This window comes from Pseudoalteromonas sp. Angola-4, assembly GCF_028599265.1.
Taxonomy (GTDB): Bacteria; Pseudomonadota; Gammaproteobacteria; order Enterobacterales; family Alteromonadaceae; genus Pseudoalteromonas; species Pseudoalteromonas atlantica.
The window spans coordinates 32,362-53,493 of sequence record NZ_JAQREK010000003.1 but is presented as its reverse complement, the minus strand read 5'-3'; the positions used below and the strand labels follow the sequence as shown (position 1 = coordinate 53,493).

Below are 21,132 nucleotides of genomic sequence, written 5' to 3'. Positions count from 1 at the left end.
TCTCACTTGAAAATAACAGCTAATTATTTGATATATTATTGTTTTTCTGACCATGCGGCAAATTCGTTACCACTGGGCTCGGTAAAATGAAAGCGGCAGCCACCGGGGAACTCAAAAATAGGTTTTACTATTTTGCCGCCATATTGCGCTACTTTTTTATAGGTTGCGTGAATGTCGTTACTGTAAAACACCAGCAGTGCGGCCCCATGTTGAGTAAGTGATTTAAGCGGTGCTTTAAAAAAGCCACCATCAAGCCCTTGGCCGCTAAATGCCGTATACTCTGGGCCATAGTCGGTAAATTGCCAGTTAAACACGTTAGTAAAAAAGCTTTTTGTAGCTGTTAAATCGCACGCGGGAAACTCTACATAATTTAGTTTTTCGTGGTTGCTCATTTTAAATTTACTCTTTGGCTTGCCAGTATTGACCACTGTAAACCTTCGTAATTAGCTAAGCAATAACCCTAAAACGGCAGAGATCAGTATTTTACTAACATGCTAGGCACTAATGTTAAATTAACTAGAATATACAAATGAGAATCGCTATCTTTTGTATTTGTAAGCTTTATAATAACGCCTTATTTTTATCCTCGTATTTGAATAAGGGATTTGTTAACTATGCAGGCACCTCTGCACATAGCACCTTTTACAAAAACTAACCTAGCTGCGCTTTTAAAGGTGGCCCAAAGCTATAGAGTGTTAGTATTTTTGCGTTTTATTATTGCCATAGTGGGTGGCTATGCGTTTACCTCAGCGTGTATTTCAGTATTAAGTGTACTGCTGCCCATTCCTAAGCAAGATGCCGTATTACTGTGTGTGTCTATCAGTATTTTAATTTACGCCGCAGTGTTTATTTATGCGTTTTCGGTTAAGTCGTTAAAAACTGTTTGGATCAGTATTTTACTAAGCACAGGTTTTTTTGTTGCTGTATTGGCATTACTGAAGGGTTGGCTATGAAAGACAGTTTTTTTAGGTCGATGACCTGGCTACATACCTGGGTGGGCTTACTTACCTGTTGGATTATTTACGTAATATTTTTTGCAGGCACAGCGAGCTTTTTTAGAGATGAAATAAACTTGTGGAATCAGCCGGCTATACACAATGTGCAAGCCCAAACCGACAGAGTGGCCGCGCAAAGGCAGCAAATTATAAAGGGCTTTGATTATTTAAATCAGCACGCTGCAAATTCCCCTAGTTGGCGTATTATCTTGCCTGAAGAGCGAATACCATATTTGGTATATGGCTATGCAAAACCTAAAGAGCCGGGGCAGCGCCGCAGCCAGTTTGTAAATACCCAATTAAACCCAAACACCATGCAAGCGCTGCCTTCTTTTGTTGAAAGTAAAGGCGGTAACTTTTTTTACCGGTTGCATTATCAGCTTTATTATTTAGATGCCATAACAGGGCGCTGGGTAGTGTGTTTTGCCAGCTTTTTTATGCTGCTGGCAATAATTTCGGGCGTGGTTATTCATAAGCGCATATTTAAAGATATGTTTACTTTTAGGCGCAATAAAGGGGCTCGTAGCTGGTTAGATGCACATAATTTAAGCTCGGTACTTGCCCTACCGTTTCATTTAATGATTACCTACACAGGCATCATTACGCTTATATTTATGTTGTTCCCCTACCCTGCGTTAACGACTTACGACAAGGGTATGCGTGGCTTTTTTAACGATGTAACACCTAGCAATAACGTGACTAATAACGCCCAAGGCAGTGCAGAATTGCTCCCTATAAACACTATTTTGGATCAAGTTTATACCAAGTGGCCTAGTGCAGATATTACGCGTGTTCAGGTTAGTAAACCGAATATGGCCGCTTCAACAGTAACGGTATTGGTAAGCCCTGCAAAGGCGCTTCGCGATCAATCTCCGCGGCTTTTGTTTAGTGGTGCTACGGGCGAATTAGTTGCACAAACTGATGACGAACTTAGCAGTAGTAAAGCACTTTATGAATCACTTAACTCTATGCATACAGGGCGCTTTGCTACGCCTTTACTGCGCTGGTTATACGTACTTGGCGGTATTGCAGGCTGCGTAATGATTGGCTCTGGCTGCATAATGTGGGCTAAACGCATACGCGAGCGTAATAAGGGTAAAGCCTCATTTGGCTTACAATTAGTCGAAGCTTTAAACCTTGCCACCATCATGGGTTTACCACTGGCTACCTGCGCCTTTTTTATTGCCAATAGATTACTTAGCCCGACCGTAGCAGGGCGTGGTGAAAAAGAAGTTACAGCGTTCTTTTTAGCGTGGTTAGTGGTTGCCGTTATGGCACTTTTAAAGCGCGATAGGCTGCAATGGCGTGTAATGGCAGCCATAAATGCCCTCGCCTGTTTGAGTGTACCGGCAATAAATGCGCTCACCACACAGGGCAATATAGTGAGCTACTTACTTAATAAACAATGGGCCTTGTTTATTTTCGATGCGGTATTTTTACTGTTTAGCATACTGTTTTTAGTACAAACCGAAAAATTACGTACTGCTTCTAGCGCATCTAAAAAAACAGCTAATAACCTAGCCGATAATAAAAAGAGGCAAAAAGTATGATTGATTTACTTAGCTTTAGCCTCTGTTTGTTTGCTTTTAATGGTTTTGCTTTGGCAAAACCAGCGCATTTTAAAACGGTGTTTACAACGCGTCCCTCTAAGCTGCAAAGTAATTTGCTACTAATAGTTGCTTGGATCAGTATTTTACTAAGTTTATTGTTCTGCGTGGTTACGCAGCAGGGATACGGTGCTTTACTGTTTTGTGGCTTTATGGGTCTAAGTGTATTAATTATAACGATTTTTTATAATTTTATAGAAAAGTTGATTAAGCCATTTAGCTTTTTAAATATGTTACTGATTGGCTTATCAGGGCTATTACTGGCAGTAAATTCACTTTAGTTAGTAAAAACCTGATCCAAAGAAAGCCATTAATTTTAGGCAAAAAAATGGCAAGCTATAAAGCTTGCCAACAATAGGGGGATATTCAGTATGTCCAACACTTGCATGTCTCGTTGCAAGTGCAGCTAATATAGCCCGAACATATTTAACTTACCTTACAGTGAGGTGATCGTTTTATTACAGCTGTAACAATCATTTGCTCAACAACTGTAAAGCCCCTTTACATAGCTAAATAACCTACTGTTTAACCCAAATAACTTGCTCTGTAGCAAAGCCTAGTTTGCTTGCTTTAGCTATAAAATGTTGTTTAAGCTTGTCACTAACGGTCGGTGTACGCGATAAAAACCATAAAAAGTCGCGGTTATAACTTGTAATAAACGCATATTGGTAGTCGTCTTGGTCTAATTCAAAAATAACGTAAGCACCATAAAATGGGCCAAAAAACGAGACTTTAAAATGGCCTGTGTCAGTGCCTTCTACAAATTTAGCTAAGCCCTGTGCTTCATCCCACTTTTGCTCTTCAGTTATAAAACCTTTGTTGAGCACTTTTACTGTGCCATCGTCATTTACGGTGTAAGTCGCGGTTACTTGCTCCATACCCTCTTCGAATGAGTGATCAAGGCGGGCAATTTCGTACCACTTACCTTTGTACTGCTCTAGGTTAAAGTTTTTAACTGGAGTAATGCCCCCTGGTGCGCTTGTGCAGGCGGTGAGTAAAAATAACCCTGTAATGAGTAAAATAGTCGTAATGGCCTTCATGAAAGCTCCTTTTTAAAAGTGATGTTGTTTGTACGGCTCTAAGCCAATAAAGTTTGCTAGCCGATTAAAATAAATTGCTATAGGATCAGCTAAATACTAGAGCAATTAAAAGATTTAAGCATGAAAATATGGGTAGATGCCGACGCATGCCCTGTGGTAATAAAAGAAATACTTTTTAGAGCCGCTGAGCGCACGCAAACACCAACTATTTTAGTAGCTAACCATGCAATGCGCATTCCGCCTTCAAAATTTATAAGCCGCGTACAGGTTTCGAGCGGGTTTGATGTGGCCGATGACGAAATAGTAAAACGCGTAGAAAAAGGCGATTTAGTTATTACTGGCGACATACCGCTAGCCAGTGAAGTTATAGATAACGGTGGCCAAGCACTTAACCCGCGTGGTGAGCTTTACACGCCAGAGAATATTCGCTCGTTATTAAACGTGCGCGACTTTATGGATACCATGCGCTCAAGCGGCGTAGAAATGAGTGGCGGGCCACCACCGCTTAGCCAAACCGACCGCCAAAACTTTGCCAATAACCTCGACCGTATTTTAGCGCAAAAAAAGGCGAGCTAGTGTGAGTGAGCAACTAATTGGCTTAGGTGAGCAAGCCTTTAGCGTAGCCGTTTATGTGGCAAAAGCGCCGCCTATGCCCTACTTTGCAACTCTACACAGTGTTGAGCCTGTAATAAACGAGCAAATAAATACCATAAACCAGCACTGTGGTAATGGCTGGCGTAAAGTGTTTAACGTATACGCTAAAGTGTTGTTTGCGCTACCGAGTGAGCATTACAACTTTGCTAAACAAGCCGCTAGCTGGCAAGCGTATCGCGATACATTTTTACTGCAAAAAAACAGTAAAACAGCACTGTTATTTAGTGCGCCCATTATTAACGGCACAAATAAAAACCAACTGCATATTATTGCTGGGCGAACCCATGCTAAAAACTTATTACAGCAAGGTAAGCTTAATGCGCAATTTAATTGGTTAGACGATGAGTTTGCAATTGATACAACGAATAACATTATCGTGTGCCCGTACTTTGATTACCGGCAGTTAAGTAATATTAAAATAGCCCGATTAAGCGAGCTAGTTGCCAAGCTTAAAACATCTAATTAAAAATGTAAGGACTCAACATGGCGGGAATTTTAGAGCTAAATACGTTATTAAAATCAATGAACCCCGAGCTTAAACAAGGTGAATATATATTTTGTTGTTTAGCAGGCAGCCTTGCTGACTACGTTCATTTAAACCCGCTTGCCAGTTACGTTGAAGAAGAAGGCCTAACCCTTATTTTAAATGCAGATACCGCCAATAAAGCCGGTATTACTTATGAAGCTAAATATAATTTAATTACCCTTAATGTGCATTCAAGCCTTGAGGCTGTTGGGTTAACCGCTGCGGTATCGGCCAAATTAACCGAGCATAATATAAGCGCTAACGTAGTAGCTGCGTTTTATCACGATCATATTTTTGTACAAACCGATAAAGCGCAGGCCGCGATGAAAGCACTTGGTGAAATTTCTTGAGTTTGCGGGCACAGCAACATGTTAGGTGATGTGGATATTAGCGCATCGGGTGGCGCTTCGCTTAACCGACCTACGTTTTAGGATGAGCTTGTCTTAAGCGTTTGATCAGAGTTAATATATCCAAATTACTCAACCACTAACTTTGACACTACCCATTTATGCAGTGGGTTTTTATTGTAGCGTGGATGCCACGCCGCTATTACATCAAACGGGGCTGGCAGCTGCTGTAGCTCTATCTTTACCAGTTCGGAGCTTACCGCGCGTGAGGGTAAAAACGCGATGGAGTCGGTGGTTTCTAGGTACATAGGCACAATTGAAAAACACGGTGCCGATACAACAACATTGCGCGTTAAATCAAAGCTTTTAAACCAATCGTCAATAGAGCCTTTAAAATTTGGGCGCGAAGGCGAGGCTATAATGCTTGGGTAACTGGCTATTTGTGCAAGGGTTGGTTTTGTGCCTGCTATTGATGAGTTAGCTGAAGTAACGCAAATATGTTGCTCCTCAAATAACTTAATAATGGGGTAAGTACTTGGGATGTAGTCGGGGAAGGCAATGGCTAAATCAACTTTACCGTTTTCCATTAAATCGTGCAGGCTATCGAGTTCAAAGTCTCTTATTATTAATTTTAAATTAGGCGCTTGCTCTCTTAACTCTTTTACAAGCGCTGGCAAAACAACTTGCTGTGCGTAGTCGGTAGCGGCTATTACAAACGCACCATCAACTGTTTTTGGGTCAAATATTTTAGGCGCTAATAATGCCTGAAAATCGTTTAGCAGCTTGTCTATATCTCCCGATAACTCTTCTGCATAAGGCGTTGGCACAAAGCCGGTGGTTTTTCTTAAAAACAGCTGGTCGTTAAATACATCACGCAGCTTTTTGAGTTGCTCACTCACAGCTTGTTGGGTTAAGCCTAATTTACTCGCCGCTTTTGATGCGTTTTTTTCGCGAATGAGCGCCTGGAAAATACGCAGCTGCTTTATATCTAGCCTGTCTAACTTACTCATGCCAATGCCTTTGTTGTTTTAGCATTATTAACGTATCACATTACCATTTATTTTTGTATCACTTACATGAAGTGGTTGTTTCTAATTGTCGAGCTACCCCCTTATTATGCCCCTACACACTAAATTGAATGATTGGAGCAAACAATGAAAACAGTAATTTTAATCGGTGCACTGGGCAAAATGGGTCAAGCGGCATTGACCGGTTTATCTAAGCATAAAGTTATTACAGCGGGTCGCTCGGGCGATGTAGATCATATTGTTGATATTACGAGTGAAGCGTCAATTACTGCTTTGTACGAAAAAGTAGGCCACTTTGATGCGGTAGTTAATACAGTGGGTTTATGCGAATACGAAACCTTTGCTGATATGAGCGAAGAGCAGTGGATGACGACCATTATGAGCAAAATGATGGGGCAAATTAACCTTGTACGTATTGGTCAAAAGTACATTGCTGATGGCGGCTCATTTACGCTGATTAGCGGTATTTTAAACGTTAAACCGATTCCTTTTGCGATTGCCGATGCAACAACAAGCGGCGCAATAGATACGTTTGCAAAATGCGTATCACTGGAAATGCCACGTGGCACGCGTATTAATGTGGTTAACCCTACCGTGCTTGAAGAAGCGTGGGACGTATATGGCGAAATGATGCCAGGTTTTCAACCCGTGCCAGGCAAGCTTGTAGGTAAAGCGTTTGAGCGCTCGGTTGATGGCTTTATTACTGGCGAAGTTATTTTTGTAGATGCATAACTACCCGCCATATTGGTGAGTGACGTGGCAAATTAAACAAATAAGCGCTCTGCATTAACAGTAACTGCAAAGCGCTTAAATACAGATTTTAATAGGTGATGAAGTGAAAAAATTAATACCCGTATTTGCGATATTATTGGCCGCAGGCTGTGCCAGTGTAGCACCAAGCTCGCAATATGTTAGCGAGCCAAGTGCCGATTCTAATAAAGAATGTAAAACCATACCGCGCCATAAACATACGGTTAAATGGTGCAGGCCGCATCCTTCAAGATAAGTTAAACAACGTATCCGCTAAAACCAAGCGCTTTAAAATAAAGCTTAGGAATACCGTATTTGCACTCGTTAAGTAACTCGCTAAAGCGCATTCTATCAAGTGGGTAAAATTCACTGTCTAAGTTTTGAGCTGTGTAGGCTTGCCCTGCATCACTTAAGCCTAAATCGGCACACACAGTAATTTGTGCTTCGCGCTCAAAGTCGGTTTCGGGTTTCATTAAATCGCTAATAAATAAGTTTGCGCCTTTATTTAAATTAGCTTTAATATTTTTTAATAGCTGCTTTTTGCTGCCGTCGTCTTTTAAAAAGTGCATTACGAGTAAGCATAGGGCCGCATCGGCCTTGGTAGATAGCTTATCAAGCTCGCCTTCAATAACATTAACGCGCTTTGCTATGCCGTGCGCTTCAAACGCTTGTTTAGCAATTGCGAGCATATCACTTGAGGTATCTTGCGCGGTAAATTGCCAAGTAGGGTTAAGCGCGGCAAGGGCGAGTATTTCTTTGCCTGTGCCTGCGCCCACGACTAAAATATGTGCGTTATCTTTAAGGGTTGCTTTAAGTTGAGCATTAGTAAGTTGGTGCAATAGCTCATAACCAGGGACTAAACGGGTAATGCGGTCGTTGTAATGCGTTGCTTGCTCGCCTGTGAATGTTGGCATTTTTTAACTCCTTTATAAGACTTCAACAGTGGAGTATCCACCACTTTTTTTACTTACATGTACTTGCGTGGCTACGCGTTCACTCATTTCGCTCACATGCGATATAACCCCTACTTTACGGCCTTGTGCTTGTAATGAGTCGAGTGCGTCCATAGCAACGCTGAGTGTTTCGCTATCTAACGTACCAAACCCTTCGTCAATAAACAAAGAGTTGATTTGCACTTTGTTTGAAGAAAGCGATGCAAGCCCTAAAGCCAGTGCTAGTGATACTAAAAATGATTCACCACCAGAGAGCGTATTAACGGAGCGTTGTTCGTCGGCCATATCGCGGTCAATAATGGCTATATCGAGCGATTGCGCAATGGCAGTGAGCTCGTAGCGTTTATTGAGGGTTTTTAAATGGCTGTTAGCATAATGCAGCAATATTTTAAGGGTTTGTGTTTGCGCTAAGTTACGCATGGTTTTACCGGTTGCATCCCCTAATACTTTATTAAGTACGTGCCACTGCTCTACCTGCTTTTTAAGGGTAGCAAGTTCAGCGTGTTTGCCTTTAAGTGCTGTGGCGTTTTGATTGTGTTGCTCAAGCGCGGTATTAGTGCCAAGCAAACTATTTTGTAGCTCAGTTTGCTCATTGGCTAAGGTCGTTTCTTGCTCTGCTAATTGGCTTTCGCTTTTTTCGGGCTTGTTAGTATTTTGGTGATCTGTTTGCGCCTTTTGCTGTTGCTTAAGCGCTGCATTTGCGTCTGTAAGTGCTGCTAAACGCTGCTCAAACTGCATTAATTGCTCTTTTATTTGCTCACTAGTCAGAGTTAGTAAAATAGCGATCTGTTCGTGATTTGCCTCGCTATATTGCGCTTTAAAGTCGCTAAACCAGTCATTGTAGCGCTCTTCAAGTGTACTTTGCTCTTGAATTTGCTCTGCCAAGCGCTGCTCAATGTTTTTGAGTGTTATAGCGTGCTCATCGCGTTTTTTAATTGCGCTGTCGTGGGCTTGTTGGCTTGTATGTAACGCCTTTTGGCACTGCTCAAGCTGCGCATTAAGTTTTGCTTGGTAATCATCGGCACTTAATGGCTCGTTGTTAAATAAAGCAAGGCGCTCTGTGCGTGTGGTATTTTGCAGCTGTTGCGCCTTGGCTAAATCGTCGTTTAAAACTTTAAGCGCTTGCTCACTTTTAGCAATTAACGGTGTGAGTTGCTGTAATTGCTGATTAGCGCTGTCTATTTGTTTTTGACTTTGTTCAAGCTGAACCTGTGTTTGCTTGTACAGCTCAACCTGCTGGCTTAAATCGCTCATATTAAGCGTGTTATTTTGCAATTGCTGCCAAAAGTCACTGTGCTCAAACTGTGCGTTAAGGGTGCTGGTAAGCTCGTTAACTTGCGTATTTAGCTCTGCATGCTTAGTGTTTATTTGGCCAAGCTTATTGGTTAATTCAACATGCTGATTATGCAATTGCTGCTGTGCATGTTGCTCGGCTTTTAAGTTATTTATTAGCTGATTTACTTTTTCTTGCAGGGCTGTTTGCTGTTTTTGCGATTCAAAATAGTGCGACTTTTGACTGCTGAGCTGGGCGTATGTTTCATCAAGCTGCTGTGCTGTTAAGTCGTTAAGCTCTGTACGTGCCCCTTGCATTGTTGTTTTAATTTCTAGCTGCTTTGCCTGTGCGCTCTGTATAGCTTGGCTGTATTGAGCGTGCTCAGTGACAAGTACAGCATGTTGAGTTTGGTGCTGATGCAGCTTAGCTTGGGCGCTATCGTGTTGCTGCTTAACTTGGTTATAACTTGTTTCAAAATCGGCTATTAGGTTATTTAATTGCGGGTTTTGGCTGCTTGCATACGGGTGCTCTTTTGCCCCGCACACTACACATGGCTCGTTAGGGGTAAGCTGCGTGCGTAAATGCTCTACGTTTTCGCTGGCACGCAGGCGAGCTTGGTTTAATGCGTATTCACTGTGTTTAAGTGCTTGCTCGCACGAGGCTAAGCTTTGTTGCAATGTTGTTTGCGTTTGCTCACTGTGTACAAGCTTGGCCGCAACCGCCGCTTGTTGTTGTGTGCTGTGTTTTATTTCTTGATTAAACTGCTGGTAGCGCAAGCGCTGATCTTTTAAATATTCAATATTTTTAAGTTTGCTATCGCATTGTTCAATATTAAATTGGCGTTGTTGCTCACTTAGCTGGTTAAGATCTTTTTGTTGATGCGCAAGTTGTTGCTCTTGCAACTCTACTTTTTTAGTTTGTTCAGCCAACAGTGTCGCTTGTTTAGTTTGCTCTTCTAACAGCTGTTGGTTTTGCGAAGCGGTTGCCTTTATTTGCTCATTAGCACTTAAATACGTATTAAAGCTGTGTTGGTAATAATTCCAATCATTAGCCAATGGTTTAAGCTGCGTGTACTCGTTTAGCCACGTTTGATGCCCAGTGCTGAGTTTTGTTGCCTCATCGAGTGCATGTTGGCTTTGCGTGTACTGCGTTTGTAATTCGCTAAGTTGCTGCTGCTCTTTTTCGCTTTGCTGAGTCAGGCTTGTAATAGTTTGTGCGTGTATAGCAAGTTGGCTGTCGAGCTCGCGGGCTTTTGCAATAATTGGCTCTGCCGTTTGCTTTTGCTCTTGCGCTGTTTTTAACTCGCTTTGCTTTGTTGTAAGTGTTGCGGCCTGCTCTTTTATAAGCGCAGCATGGTCAATCGCTTTTAAATCGCTTATTTGCGTACTAAGTGCTTTGTTTTGCGCCGTTAAGTACTCATGACGTTTGCGGTTGTCTTTTATTTCAAGGGCGCTTTGTGCTTGTTTAGCTTGCTCACTTTGCTTTGCTATTGCATCAAGCTGTTGTTGCGCGTGTTGTTGCTGCTCTACTGCGTGTTCTAGTGTCTGCGATAAGCTAGCTGATTGTTTATACCAATTTAAGTCTTGCTCTGTTGCTGCATGCGTTTTTTTAGTTTGCTCAATTTTTTTAAGTAACTCATCGCGCAGGGTTTGTTTAGCACTTAATTCGTCATCGCTTAATAAGGTGTAGCTTGCAAGGCTTGCATTAAGTAATTCATATTGATCTTTTAGCGCTTTATTACGCTCAAAAATACGTTTACCTATTAAGCTAAATTTATCGGTGCCGGTTAAACACTCTAAAAGTTGTGCGCGTTCATCGCCTGTGGCTTTTAAAAAGGCTGCAAATTCGTGCTGTGCTAATAATACCGCACGCGAAAACTGATCAAAGCTTAGCCCTATTTTGTTCTCTACTTCTTTTATGGTTTGGCTTTTATCGGCTATTAGGGTTTCATCGGGCAGGGTTAGTAACGTATGCTCAGCTACTTTTAACTTGCCTGTTGCCTTTTTGTGGGTACGGGTAATAACGTAGCGTGCGCGGTATAATTGTTTATCTTGGCCAACAAAATCAACTTCAGCAAAGCCTTCCCATTTGCCTCTGCGCAGTAAGTTACGCGCATCGTTTAGCTTTATGCTGTCGCCGTTAAAATCAATTAAGTTGCCTTTATCGCCTTTTAAGCGCGCTGTTTTAGTATAAAGCGCTAAACAAATAGCATCTAAAAAGGTGCTTTTACCTGCGCCTGTGTCGCCGGTTATTGCAAATAAACCAGCGTCTTTTAGTGGAGCTTGAGTAAAGTCGATTTCGGCATCGACTATTGAGGCTAAGTTATGAATACGAACTGCGGTTATTTTCATAGTTGCTCTTGCTCCGTCAGCTCACTTATTACATCGTTTAACAGTGTTTTTAGCTCATCTGGTACAGCTTGGCCGGCCATATCTTTGTCGTTTGCAAAGGCTTGTTCTAATAAGTTTAATGGGTTGAGCATTTCAATTTCGCTTAAATCTTCAAATACGGCGCTGTTATCGCTTGTTATGGTTTGTTCTCGTACCCGCTCAATGCCGCAAAATTTTACGTGTTTACCCTCAAGTGCTTGCTCTATTTGTTCCCTAAAGGTGGTGTCGGTATCACTTGATTTAAGTTTTACGCGTAAATAAGGCGCAATAGTATGTTGTGATGTATCGAGCGCTTTAATTTGCTCGCATAAGTCGCTTAATGGCACGCACTCCCCTTTTGGTAAAATAATTACTTCAGCAGAGCGTGGAATGTAAAGGGGGTTTACAGATGTGCTAATAGTTTGTTTTTCATCACTTTTAAATTCTATTACATTAACTTGGTGCGTGTAGTTACGCTCTGAAAACGACATAGGAATAGGCGTACCGCTGTAACGAATAACGTCTTTTTTAGCGACTTGCTGCGCTTTGTGTAAATGCCCCAGTGCTACGTAGTCTGCCTTGTTACCAAATACATTGGCCGAAATAGACTCCTCCCCACCAATCACTAAATTACGTTCTGAGTCACTTGAAATATCACCGCCTTTGGCATGTAAGTGCCCCATTACAATTAACGGCGAATTTTGCGCGTTAATGCTATAGGCGTGATCAAGAGCAAGCTTATAGGCTTTTTCAACGCCTTGTGCGTAACTAGGGCCGTTTTTAGTATGACTAAGTGAACTTATATCGCTGGTACGTAAAAAAGGCATAGCGACGATTACAGCGCGTTTATTTTGCGTATTTATTTCAATCACGGTATTGGCTGGGTCGGTTACTTCAAAGCGCCCCACTACATGGGTGTCAAACTGAGCAAGTAATGGCTGCGCCGCTAATATACGATTTGCTGAGTCGTGGTTGCCGGCAATAATAACTACATGCAATTGCGGGCAACGCTTTTTAGCATCTTTTATAAATTGGTAAAGTTGGTTTTCGGCGCTGGCACTGGGTGTGGCTGTATGATAAATGTCGCCTGCAACTAAAAGTATATCTATGTGTTGCTCTACTAGGGTGCTAAGTAGCCAAGTAAAAAATGCAGCGTGCTCATCACGGCGGTCATGTTCATAAAATTGTTGGCCTAGGTGCCAATCTGAGGTGTGGAGAACTTTCATATCGCGCTCTTAAAAAACCATAAGAGCGCCAATATACCCAAGGCAAGTAAAGATGCAAGCCTCGGGAGGGCTTTAGTTTAGGTAAAACTATATATAGCAATAATAATGACAGGAAGCGCTAACAAAGCCATACCTAGCGGCATTTTTAAACTTTTAGTTTGCTTTGCTTGCAATGCTTTTATGGCATTCGTTTCGTTACAGGCGGCTACTTTATCAATATAAAAATAACCTGAGTCTAGATACTGCTTACAACTTTGCTGATTTGCTGGAATGGCTATTAGCTCTTGTTGTTTTTTTAGGATATAAAAATCCATACACCCACCACATTGCTTACTGGTAATAAGTACATATTTGAGAATAATTGTAACGATTTTATTATGCTCAAATAAAAAAAGTGGGCGATTTTAAATATAAAATGCACTAAATATCAACCTAAAATTTCACTATTTTTAATTTATCGTATAAATAGTTAATATTAGTGAGATCACGGCAATATTTGCGCCAATTATTAACCACTTTTTACTGTGTTTTTGTTCAGTAGATAGGCGTTTTAGTGCATCTTGCTTATTGCATGCCGACACCACATTAACATACGAATATTGGTTTGATTCGTAGCGCTCTAGTAAGTCTTTATCAGCAGGGATAGCTTCGAGCTGATGATCTTTTTTTACAATGTAAAATTTCATATCGGGCTCCTTTAGTTTAAATATGCTGCTTAATTTGTATTGAACCTGAGCGCATTAAAACCGTGTAAACACTGCTAACGCTATAAATTTAAGCTCAATTTAAACAACATATTTTTGCACCTTAATTTAATCCTAAGCTAATGGCATGAATTAGGCCTGAACCCTTATAAATACTGTGTTTGTACCTTAATTAATACACATCAACTAGCTATAAAGTGTAAACCCCCTTTACAGTTTTAAAAGCGGCTTAATTTACTGATTCAAAAACCATGTTAAAACAACGTGAATATTACCGTGTTTAATGGGCGGTTGGTCGCTAATTAATTGAACAAAAATAGTAACTTTGTCAAAGTACGCTCACAAAATTCCACTAGGACTCATAATGAAAAAAACAGTTCTTACGCTAAGCGCGTTTGTGTTGCCTTTGGCAATGTCGAGCGCTGTGTTAGCGTCATCCGTTGAGCAAACTAAAGGCTCATTCGTTGATAAGTTTCGCCAGTTAGACGAAGCGCTTCCTACCCCAAATGTTTATCGTAGTGCCGCAGGTGAGCCTGGCGAAAAATACTGGCAACAACGTGTTAATTACGACATAGATGTAAAGCTTGATGAAAAAAAGCGCCGCTTAACAGCAAGCCAAAGCATTGAGTATAAAAATAACTCGCCGCATACACTTAAATATTTGTGGTTACAGTTAGATCAAAATATTTTTAAAAGCGACTCAATTGCCGAAACCACAAAAACGTTTAAAAGCACGCTAAATAGTTTACCTGCGCAAAAGCCGGCTAAATTAAGTTTAGGTGAGCTACGTCGTCAACAATTTATGAGCGACAACGAGTTAGGCTATACAATTAGCAATGTAAAAGATGACAATGGCGATGAACTGCGCGTAACTGTTGTTGATACGCTAATGCGTATAGATTTAAACGAGCCGCTAAAACCAGGCAAAGAAGCTGAGTTTAGTATGAACTTTGCTTTTAACATTGTTGAAGAAGATGCCGTAGGTGCACGTTCTGGTTACGAGCACTTTGAAGAAGATGGCAACGATATATTTTTACTTGCGCAGTGGTTTCCGCGTTTAGCTGCGTACACCGATTACGAAGCATGGACAAACAAGCCGTTTTTAGGCCGTGGTGAGTTTACGCTTGAGTTTGGTGATTACGATGTAGAAATTACTGTACCTGCTGATCATATTGTATCGGCAACAGGTAAGTTAGATAACGCAAGCAAAGTGCTTACACGCACGCAGCGTAACCGCTTAGAAAAAGCTGAAACAGCAAAACGCCCTGTATTTATTGTTACTGAAGAAGAAGCGTTAGAAAACGAAAAACAAGGTACCGATAAAACAAAAACATGGCACTTTAAAGCAGAAAATGTGCGTGACTTTGCGTGGGCGTCGTCGCGTAAATTTATGTGGGATGCAAAGGGCTATCAGCAAGGTGGCGATGAACAACCTTTAGTGATGGCTATGTCGTTTTACCCTAAAGAGGGTGGCGATTTATGGAAAAAGTATTCAACTGAATCTGTAGTACATACAATGGAAGTGTATTCTCGCTATTCATTTGACTACCCATACCCTGTAGCGCAATCGGTAAATGGCCCTGTAGGTGGTATGGAATACCCAATGATCACTTTTAATGGCCCACGTACAGAGCTGCAAGATGATGGCTCGCGCACTTATTCTCAAGCTGAAAAACGCTTTTTAATTGGTGTGGTTATTCACGAGGTTGGCCATATTTACTTCCCTATGATTGTAAACTCTGATGAGCGTCAATGGACCTGGATGGATGAAGGTTTAAATAGCTTTTTAGATGGCGTTGCAGGGCGTGAATGGGACCCAACTATACCGTGGGGTGTTGAGCCGCGCGATATTGTGAGCTACATGAAATCGCAAAACCAAGTACCTATTATGACGCAGTCAGACAGCGTACTTCGTTTAGGCCCTAATGCTTATACTAAACCAGCCGCGGCACTTAATATATTACGTGAAGTTATTTTAGGCCGTGACTTATTCGACTTTGCTTTTAAAGAGTACGCACAGCGCTGGAAATACAAGCGCCCTACTCCAGCAGATTTTTTCCGTACGATGGAAGAAGCCTCGGGTGTTGATTTAGATTGGTTTTGGCGCGGCTGGTTTTACAGCACCGACCATGTAGATATCTCGTTAGATAAAGTGTATCAATTACGTTTAGATACTAAAAACCCTGATATTGACTTTAAACGCTTACGCGATATAGAAGCAGACAAACCAACATCACTATTTGTTAAGCGCAACCGTGAAGAAGGTAAGCAAACTTGGGTTGAAAAAAATCCAGATATTACCGACTTTTACGACGAAAACGACCGCTTTACTGTTACCAATAAAGAACGAAACGCGTACAACAAGTTTTTAAAAGGCTTAGAGCCGTGGGAGCGTAAAACGCTAGATCGCGCGCTTGAAGAAGATAAAAACTACTATGTTATGGAGTTTTCAAATCTAGGTGGCTTGGTAATGCCTATTTTATTAGAGCTAACTTATGAAGATGGCACAACCGAAGAGCGTTACATTCCGGCTGAAATTTGGCGCCGTAATCACAAAAATGTACAAAAGCTTATTGTTACAGATAAAAATAAGCCATTGGTATCGGTAAGCGTTGACCCTCGCTGGGAAACAGCTGATGTAGATGTTGAGAACAACAACTACCCTCGTCGTATTATTCCTTCACGTATTGAAGTGTATAAAAAGAAAAAGAGTAAAGCGAAAGTAAGTCGAGATATTATGCAAGACATTAAAACTGAGCTTAAAAAAGACGAGAAAAAAGATGGTGAGGAGCAACAATAATGCGCTTTTTGCTTATTATTGTTTGCCTTTTAGTTGCTGCGCCAAGTATGGCGCATCAACTAAAGTCATCGGTTACTACGGTGCTTTTTAATAAACGCACTAACAATATTGAGCTTATGCATCGCTTTTATTTACATGATACTGAGCATGCTGTAGCGCATTTATTTAATGGAAAAGCCGATATCATTAGCAACAAGGCCGACCAACAACGTTTTGTAGAGTATGTTGAGTCGCATGTTGCGCTGCAAACCTTAAAGGGTAAGCCATTAACGCTTAGCCAAGTCGGTGCGCAAATTGATGGAAAGTTTTTTTGGGTGTATCAAGAAGCTCCTATCCCAAAAGGGATTGAAGGCATAAAAATGAGTAATGGCGCACTGCGTGACTTATGGCCTTCTCAAGTAAATATGGTAAACGTAGAAGGTAAAGGTAAGATTAAAACCCTTCACTTTACCCAAAACGATACCTGGCTCGAGGCTAAGTTCGAGCAATAAGTACTTCCCCAACCTACGCGCACTGCAGTTTATGTGCGCGTATTCTCCTTTTGTTTATGCTGTGTTCATTTTTGATCTGTTACTACTAGCTGTTCGTAGAATTTTAGTAATTAATTGGTGTTTATAAGGCTAAGTAATAGATAAGTGAATACTTTTCTAATAATTTGTTTGATAAACATTTGCTAAATTATTCTCATGAAGTAGAGTCATTATGTGTACACATGTTGTATTGATTTTTACCCCATTCAAGGAATGATATGAAAGCTCAAGTAGAGGCTATTCAAGGAGTTATATTTGATTTAGATGGCACGTTAGTATCGTCTGAGTTAGATTTCTCTCTTATAAAAGCACAAATAGGTTGCCCATGCGAGCAAGACCTACTTGATTATATTGCCCAGCTTCCATCGCCCTACATGCGTGAAGAAGCGATGAATATAGTGCACCAGCACGAGCTGCAAGACGCTCAGTTTGCTACTATATTGCCAGGCGTAACCGAAGCTGTTAACGCCCTTAAAGTTAAAAATATTCCTATGGCTATTGTTACCCGCAATTTTGATAAAGCGGCAGCAATAAAGCTACAAAATAACCCGCTACCTATCGAAACGGTATTAACCCGTAGCGATGCCCCAGCCAAACCCGATCCCAGTGCCTTAAATGCAATTGCCACGCTTTGGAATATAAACGCCAGCAACTTGTTATACGTAGGGGATTTTTTATACGACATTCAAGCAGCACATAATGCAAATATGCGCGCTTGTTTGTACGCGCCAAACGCGGTGCCTATTTATGCCGACCAAGCTGATTACGTTTTACGTGAATTTACAGAGTTAGTTACTTTAGTCGAAAGTTACTCACAAAAAGTAGAGTTATGTTAAATAGCGCTTAGCTTTTATTTTTGTGTAATTACTCCTGTATTATTTGCATAGGCTCGGCCTTATTTATTTAGCAAATAGGTTGTTTTAAATTCAGTTTGTAAAGTTCAACAGACCCTAGCCCAATAGGGTTTGAATTGGTAAAATATGGCAAAATTAACGTATTGATTAGAGGCACAAGATGGGCAGAGCATTTGAAGTCCGTAAGAGCTCGATGGCTAAAACAGCCAACGCAAAAACTAAAGTTAACTCAAAGTACGGTAAAGAAATTTATGTTGCCGCTAAAAATGGCGAACCAGACCCCGATGTCAATCAATCACTGCGTCGTCTAATTGAAAAAGCAAAAAAAGACCAGGTTCCTGCTCACGTAATAGAAAAAGCAATTGAAAAAGCAGCCGGTGGGGCAGGGGAAGATTATTCTCCCGCACGTTACGAAGGCTATGGCCCAGGCAACTGCATGGTTATTGTTGATTGCTTAACCGACAACCCAAACCGTACAATTAAAGATGTACGTTTACCGTTTACCAAAACAGATTCAAAAATTGGTACACCGGGCTGTGTTGCACATATGTTCGATCACCTTGCTGTACTTGGTTTTGCCGGTGACGATGACGAAGTGGTCCTTGAAGCACTAATGATGGCCGATGTTGATGTAACCGATGTGGAAGTTGAAAATGGTAAAGTGTCGGTATTTGCACCCCATACTGAGTACTATAAAGCGAAAACAGCGCTTGAGGAAAACTTTGAAGGGATTAACTTTGAAGTAGATGAAATTACGTTTGTTCCGCAAGTGCATGTAGAAATTGAAGATGAAGAAGTTATTGCTAATTTTGACAAGTTCATCAACATGCTTGAAGACTGTGATGACGTTCAAAACGTGTATCACAATGCAATAATTAAAAATTAATTTAGCGCTTGGTACAGTGCGCACTAAATAAATAACGGTACTAGGGCGTGTTGACCTTTGGCGCTTGAATTTGCAGCAGTATGTTTGGTTTTTAGGCAAGGCAGAGCCTATGAAGTGTGGTTATTCCCCATAAATAGGCGATAACGTAGCATAAATGCCAAACATACGCTGCCCTTTTGGGTTCTGCCTAGGTTGAACAAATTTCAATCTGCAAAGATCAACACGCCCTAATAAACAAAAAGCGCGTTTTGTGTAGGCAAAACGCGCTTTTTTGCTATTAAACTAATGTTAACTATTCAGCTAGGTTATAGTGTTTTGCTTTATATTTTAAGCGGTAACTGTGTAATAAGGGCTCGGTGTAGCCACTTGGCTGCTTAGCACCTTCTAATACAAGTGCTAAAGCGGCTTGATAAGCAATACTATTTTTTAGTGACTCTTCGCTTTGTGCCATTGGCTTATACGCGCTGTCGTGCTCATTTTGGCCATCAACCACTTTAGCCATTTTAGCCATAATCGACTCTATTTGTTGTTGAGTACACACCCCATGCTGTAGCCAATTTGCCATATGTTGACTTGAAATACGCAAGGTTGCTCTGTCTTCCATTAAGCCTATGTGGTTAATATCAGGCACTTTTGAGCAGCCAATACCTTGGTCTATCCAGCGTACTACGTAGCCTAAAATGCCTTGTGCATTGTTCTCAAGCTCACTTTGAATATCTTCTTTACTGAGCGTTTTCGGCTGTGCCATTAAAGGCGGTGTAAGTAAATCAGTAAGGCTTGCCATGCCTCGTTTGGCAATTTCTTTTTGCTCGGTAAATACATCTACATCGTGATAATGCATAGCGTGCAAAGTGGCTGCGGTAGGCGAGGGCACCCACGCGGTATTAGCGCCAGATTGCACATGAGCAAGCTTTTGCTCCATCATAAGTGCCATTTTATCTGGCATTGGCCACATACCTTTACCTATTTGTGCTTTACCGCTTAGGCCGCAGGCAAGGCCTGTATCAACGTTACGGTCTTCGTATGCTTTGATCCACGGCTGAGCTTTAATAGCGGCTTTTGGCAAAGCGACCCCTGCGTGCATAGAGGTATGAATTTCATCGCCCGTGCGGTCTAAAAAGCCAGTATTTATAAACACCGCGCGCGCTTTGGCTGCGTGTATACAGGCTTTTAAATTTACTGAAGTACGGCGCTCTTCATCCATAATCCCCATTTTTAGGGTGTTTTTTGGCAAGCTAAGTGCTTCTTCTACCATGCTAAAAAGCGTATTTGTAAAAGCAACTTCTTCAGGGCCATGCATTTTGGGTTTTACAATATTGATACTTTGCGCACTGGTGTTTTTAATGCCTGTTTTTTTATTTAAATCGTGCAGGGCTGCGGTTGCGCTAAACATCGCATCCATAATGCCCTCAAATACGGGTTGGCCGTAAATGTCGGTAATAGCAGGGTTTGTCATTAAGTGGCCGACATTACGGACAAACATCATGCTGCGGCCTTTAAGCGTAAGGCTGCTGCCATCAAGAGCTGTATATTGCCTATCGCTTTGTAAAGTACGCTCTATGGTTTTATCGCCTTTTTTAAACGATTCAACCAAGTTACCTTGCATTAAACCCAGCCAGTTTTTGTAAACTTGTACTTTATCCTCGGCATCTACTGCGGCAACAGAGTCTTCGCAATCCATAATGGTTGTTAGTGCAGCTTCAAGCAAAACATCTTTTAATCCTGCTTTGTCGGCTTGGCCAATAGGGTGGTGATGGTCTATTTGCAGCTCTACATGCAGGCCATTGTTTTTTAATAAAATAGCACTTGGGTTTTGCGCCTCGCCTTGGTAGCCAATAAGTTGCTCAGGGTTTTTTAGTTGAGTATGCGAGCTGTCTCTTAGGGTGATAGACAAGGCGCCTTCAACAATTGAGTAGTTGGTGCTTTCTATGTGTGAGCCATTTTTAAGGGGCAGGGCCTTATCTAAAAACTGGCGCGCATACGCCATTACTTTAAAACCACGAACCGGATTATACGTAGTGCCTTTTTCAGCGCCGTAGTCTTCACTTAATACGTCGGTGCCGTATAGCGCATCGTATAACGAACCCCAGCGCGCGTTAGCCGCATTAAGCGCAAAACGTGCGTTGCTAACAGGCACAACAAGCTGAGGGCCTGCGCTGAGTGCTATTTCGGGCTCTACATTTTGGGTTTCAATGGCAAAGTCTGCAGGCTCTGGTACTAGGTAGCCAATGTCTGTTAAAAACGCTTGGTACTGCGCGCTATCCCAGGTTTTATTTGTTTTATGGTAGTCATCTATTTGTTGTTGTAGCTGCTCGCGCTTAGCTAAAAGAGCGTTATTTTTCGGGGTAAGCGTTTGTACTATGTTTGCAAAGCTTTGCCAAAATTGCTGCTCAGATAAATGAGTGCCTGGGAGTAGCTGTGTTTTTACAAAGTTGGCCAGCTGTGTATCTACGCTTAGCCCTGAGTGTGTGAGAGTGTGTGCCATGTTTACCTTCCTTAAACGGTCGCGGTGTTGTTGTGTGCGTTAAAGCAACAATAACGCAAAAAAGGCTCAGTGCGTGCTTTTTAGCCATTCACAAAAAATATAGCG

The 21,132-nt window shown here is 41.5% G+C and carries 21 protein-coding genes; 12 read left to right on the top strand and 9 right to left on the bottom strand.

The window, feature by feature from the left end:
• Positions 1 to 35: 35 nt before the first annotated feature.
• Complete coding sequence (locus tag PSH48_RS04960) at positions 36 to 392, bottom strand: VOC family protein (RefSeq protein ID WP_273611011.1); 357 nt, start codon at positions 390 to 392, stop codon at positions 36 to 38.
• 222 nt (positions 393 to 614) lie between these two features.
• On the opposite strand from PSH48_RS04960, the gene PSH48_RS04955 reads away from it, so the two are divergent.
• The 3 genes from PSH48_RS04955 to PSH48_RS04945 are packed head-to-tail and all read left to right on the top strand — an operon-like array spanning position 615 to position 2,883.
• Positions 615 to 953: a hypothetical protein gene (locus PSH48_RS04955; RefSeq protein WP_138579619.1), complete on the top strand. Its 339-nt coding sequence runs from the start codon at positions 615 to 617 to the stop codon at positions 951 to 953.
• On the top strand, positions 950 to 2,545 hold the full coding sequence (locus tag PSH48_RS04950; protein ID WP_138579617.1) for a PepSY-associated TM helix domain-containing protein: 1,596 nt from the start codon (positions 950 to 952) through the stop codon (positions 2,543 to 2,545). Before PSH48_RS04955 ends, PSH48_RS04950 begins: the two co-directional genes overlap by 4 nt.
• A complete protein-coding gene (locus tag PSH48_RS04945; RefSeq protein WP_055254328.1) occupies positions 2,542 to 2,883 on the top strand; it encodes a DUF3325 domain-containing protein in 342 nt (113 codons plus the stop codon). The genes PSH48_RS04950 and PSH48_RS04945 overlap by 4 nt, the downstream gene beginning before the upstream one ends.
• Before the next feature lie 237 nt (positions 2,884 to 3,120).
• On the opposite strand, the gene PSH48_RS04940 is transcribed toward PSH48_RS04945, so the two are convergent.
• Positions 3,121 to 3,642, bottom strand: a complete 522-nt coding sequence (locus PSH48_RS04940) for a lipocalin family protein (RefSeq protein ID WP_138579615.1) — start codon at positions 3,640 to 3,642, stop codon at positions 3,121 to 3,123.
• Positions 3,643 to 3,762: 120 nt separating this feature from the next.
• On the opposite strand from PSH48_RS04940, the gene PSH48_RS04935 reads away from it, so the two are divergent.
• From PSH48_RS04935 to PSH48_RS04925, 3 genes are read left to right on the top strand one after another with little or no spacing between them, the layout of a single operon-like run.
• Positions 3,763 to 4,218 (top strand): YaiI/YqxD family protein, encoded by a 456-nt coding sequence (locus PSH48_RS04935; RefSeq protein ID WP_004588273.1) that lies wholly within the window; start codon positions 3,763 to 3,765, stop codon positions 4,216 to 4,218.
• Between the two features lies 1 nt (position 4,219).
• The gene (locus tag PSH48_RS04930; RefSeq protein ID WP_138579613.1) at positions 4,220 to 4,762 is read left to right on the top strand and encodes a DUF6942 family protein; all 543 of its coding nucleotides are present in this window, start codon (positions 4,220 to 4,222) and stop codon (positions 4,760 to 4,762) included.
• 17 nt (positions 4,763 to 4,779) lie between these two features.
• Positions 4,780 to 5,172, top strand: coding sequence for an ACT domain-containing protein (locus PSH48_RS04925; RefSeq protein WP_138579611.1), 393 nt, complete (start codon positions 4,780 to 4,782; stop codon positions 5,170 to 5,172).
• Between the two features lie 125 nt (positions 5,173 to 5,297).
• On the opposite strand, the gene PSH48_RS04920 is transcribed toward PSH48_RS04925, so the two are convergent.
• Positions 5,298 to 6,179 carry a LysR family transcriptional regulator gene (locus PSH48_RS04920; protein WP_138579609.1) on the bottom strand — a complete coding sequence of 294 codons (882 nt, stop codon included), beginning with the start codon at positions 6,177 to 6,179 and terminating at the stop codon, positions 5,298 to 5,300.
• 144 nt (positions 6,180 to 6,323) lie between these two features.
• On the opposite strand from PSH48_RS04920, the gene PSH48_RS04915 reads away from it, so the two are divergent.
• Both PSH48_RS04915 and PSH48_RS04910 read left to right on the top strand, forming a co-directional pair.
• On the top strand, positions 6,324 to 6,929 hold the full coding sequence (locus PSH48_RS04915; RefSeq protein WP_138579607.1) for a short chain dehydrogenase: 606 nt from the start codon (positions 6,324 to 6,326) through the stop codon (positions 6,927 to 6,929).
• A gap of 103 nt (positions 6,930 to 7,032) precedes the next feature.
• Positions 7,033 to 7,203: a hypothetical protein gene (locus PSH48_RS04910; RefSeq protein ID WP_171036110.1), complete on the top strand. Its 171-nt coding sequence runs from the start codon at positions 7,033 to 7,035 to the stop codon at positions 7,201 to 7,203.
• 1 nt (position 7,204) lies between these two features.
• On the opposite strand, the gene PSH48_RS04905 is transcribed toward PSH48_RS04910, so the two are convergent.
• The 5 genes from PSH48_RS04905 to PSH48_RS04885 form a co-directional block, all read right to left on the bottom strand.
• Positions 7,205 to 7,861 carry a class I SAM-dependent methyltransferase gene (locus PSH48_RS04905; protein WP_138579605.1) on the bottom strand — a complete coding sequence of 219 codons (657 nt, stop codon included), beginning with the start codon at positions 7,859 to 7,861 and terminating at the stop codon, positions 7,205 to 7,207.
• 12 nt (positions 7,862 to 7,873) lie between these two features.
• Positions 7,874 to 11,524 (bottom strand): AAA family ATPase, encoded by a 3,651-nt coding sequence (locus PSH48_RS04900; RefSeq protein WP_273611010.1) that lies wholly within the window; start codon positions 11,522 to 11,524, stop codon positions 7,874 to 7,876.
• Positions 11,521 to 12,768, bottom strand: a complete 1,248-nt coding sequence (locus tag PSH48_RS04895) for an exonuclease SbcCD subunit D (RefSeq protein WP_138579601.1) — start codon at positions 12,766 to 12,768, stop codon at positions 11,521 to 11,523. The genes PSH48_RS04900 and PSH48_RS04895 overlap by 4 nt, the downstream gene beginning before the upstream one ends.
• 77 nt (positions 12,769 to 12,845) lie before the next feature.
• Positions 12,846 to 13,082: a hypothetical protein gene (locus PSH48_RS04890; RefSeq protein WP_004588266.1), complete on the bottom strand. Its 237-nt coding sequence runs from the start codon at positions 13,080 to 13,082 to the stop codon at positions 12,846 to 12,848.
• 135 nt (positions 13,083 to 13,217) lie between these two features.
• Positions 13,218 to 13,454, bottom strand: coding sequence for a hypothetical protein (locus PSH48_RS04885; protein ID WP_004588265.1), 237 nt, complete (start codon positions 13,452 to 13,454; stop codon positions 13,218 to 13,220).
• Positions 13,455 to 13,836: 382 nt separating this feature from the next.
• Between PSH48_RS04885 and PSH48_RS04880 the strand changes: the two genes are divergently transcribed.
• From PSH48_RS04880 to PSH48_RS04865, 4 genes are all read left to right on the top strand, one after another.
• On the top strand, positions 13,837 to 16,272 hold the full coding sequence (locus tag PSH48_RS04880) for a M1 family metallopeptidase (RefSeq protein ID WP_024032997.1): 2,436 nt from the start codon (positions 13,837 to 13,839) through the stop codon (positions 16,270 to 16,272).
• Positions 16,272 to 16,763 carry a DUF6702 family protein gene (locus PSH48_RS04875; RefSeq protein WP_004588263.1) on the top strand — a complete coding sequence of 164 codons (492 nt, stop codon included), beginning with the start codon at positions 16,272 to 16,274 and terminating at the stop codon, positions 16,761 to 16,763. Before PSH48_RS04880 ends, PSH48_RS04875 begins: the two co-directional genes overlap by 1 nt.
• A gap of 257 nt (positions 16,764 to 17,020) precedes the next feature.
• The gene (locus PSH48_RS04870; RefSeq protein ID WP_004588262.1) at positions 17,021 to 17,638 is read left to right on the top strand and encodes an HAD family hydrolase; all 618 of its coding nucleotides are present in this window, start codon (positions 17,021 to 17,023) and stop codon (positions 17,636 to 17,638) included.
• 178 nt (positions 17,639 to 17,816) lie between these two features.
• Entirely contained in the window at positions 17,817 to 18,542 is a 726-nt protein-coding gene (locus tag PSH48_RS04865) for a YebC/PmpR family DNA-binding transcriptional regulator (protein WP_024032996.1), read from the top strand.
• A 292-nt stretch (positions 18,543 to 18,834) separates the two neighbouring features.
• Here PSH48_RS04865 and PSH48_RS04860 read toward each other — a convergent pair whose 3' ends face one another.
• Positions 18,835 to 21,027: a malate synthase G gene (locus PSH48_RS04860; protein ID WP_138579599.1), complete on the bottom strand. Its 2,193-nt coding sequence runs from the start codon at positions 21,025 to 21,027 to the stop codon at positions 18,835 to 18,837.
• Positions 21,028 to 21,132 lie beyond the last annotated feature (105 nt).

Bases quoted from the DNA above. Each gene is read 5' to 3' on its own strand.
- PSH48_RS04900 (WP_273611010.1), bottom strand. From the start codon at position 11,524: ATGAAAATAACCGCAGTTCGTATTCATAACTTAGCCTCAATAGTCGAT.
- PSH48_RS04940 (WP_138579615.1), bottom strand. From the start codon at position 3,642: ATGAAGGCCATTACGACTATTTTACTCATTACAGGGTTATTTTTACTC.
- PSH48_RS04905 (WP_138579605.1), bottom strand. From the start codon at position 7,861: ATGCCAACATTCACAGGCGAGCAAGCAACGCATTACAACGACCGCATT.
- PSH48_RS04950 (WP_138579617.1), top strand. From the start codon at position 950: ATGAAAGACAGTTTTTTTAGGTCGATGACCTGGCTACATACCTGGGTG.
- PSH48_RS04915 (WP_138579607.1), top strand. From the start codon at position 6,324: ATGAAAACAGTAATTTTAATCGGTGCACTGGGCAAAATGGGTCAAGCG.
- PSH48_RS04860 (WP_138579599.1), bottom strand. From the start codon at position 21,027: ATGGCACACACTCTCACACACTCAGGGCTAAGCGTAGATACACAGCTG.
- PSH48_RS04935 (WP_004588273.1), top strand. From the start codon at position 3,763: ATGAAAATATGGGTAGATGCCGACGCATGCCCTGTGGTAATAAAAGAA.
- PSH48_RS04955 (WP_138579619.1), top strand. From the start codon at position 615: ATGCAGGCACCTCTGCACATAGCACCTTTTACAAAAACTAACCTAGCT.
- PSH48_RS04885 (WP_004588265.1), bottom strand. From the start codon at position 13,454: ATGAAATTTTACATTGTAAAAAAAGATCATCAGCTCGAAGCTATCCCT.
- PSH48_RS04925 (WP_138579611.1), top strand. From the start codon at position 4,780: ATGGCGGGAATTTTAGAGCTAAATACGTTATTAAAATCAATGAACCCC.
- PSH48_RS04880 (WP_024032997.1), top strand. From the start codon at position 13,837: ATGAAAAAAACAGTTCTTACGCTAAGCGCGTTTGTGTTGCCTTTGGCA.
- PSH48_RS04895 (WP_138579601.1), bottom strand. From the start codon at position 12,768: ATGAAAGTTCTCCACACCTCAGATTGGCACCTAGGCCAACAATTTTAT.
- PSH48_RS04960 (WP_273611011.1), bottom strand. From the start codon at position 392: ATGAGCAACCACGAAAAACTAAATTATGTAGAGTTTCCCGCGTGCGAT.
- PSH48_RS04945 (WP_055254328.1), top strand. From the start codon at position 2,542: ATGATTGATTTACTTAGCTTTAGCCTCTGTTTGTTTGCTTTTAATGGT.
- PSH48_RS04920 (WP_138579609.1), bottom strand. From the start codon at position 6,179: ATGAGTAAGTTAGACAGGCTAGATATAAAGCAGCTGCGTATTTTCCAG.
- PSH48_RS04870 (WP_004588262.1), top strand. From the start codon at position 17,021: ATGAAAGCTCAAGTAGAGGCTATTCAAGGAGTTATATTTGATTTAGAT.
- PSH48_RS04865 (WP_024032996.1), top strand. From the start codon at position 17,817: ATGGGCAGAGCATTTGAAGTCCGTAAGAGCTCGATGGCTAAAACAGCC.
- PSH48_RS04890 (WP_004588266.1), bottom strand. From the start codon at position 13,082: ATGGATTTTTATATCCTAAAAAAACAACAAGAGCTAATAGCCATTCCA.
- PSH48_RS04875 (WP_004588263.1), top strand. From the start codon at position 16,272: ATGCGCTTTTTGCTTATTATTGTTTGCCTTTTAGTTGCTGCGCCAAGT.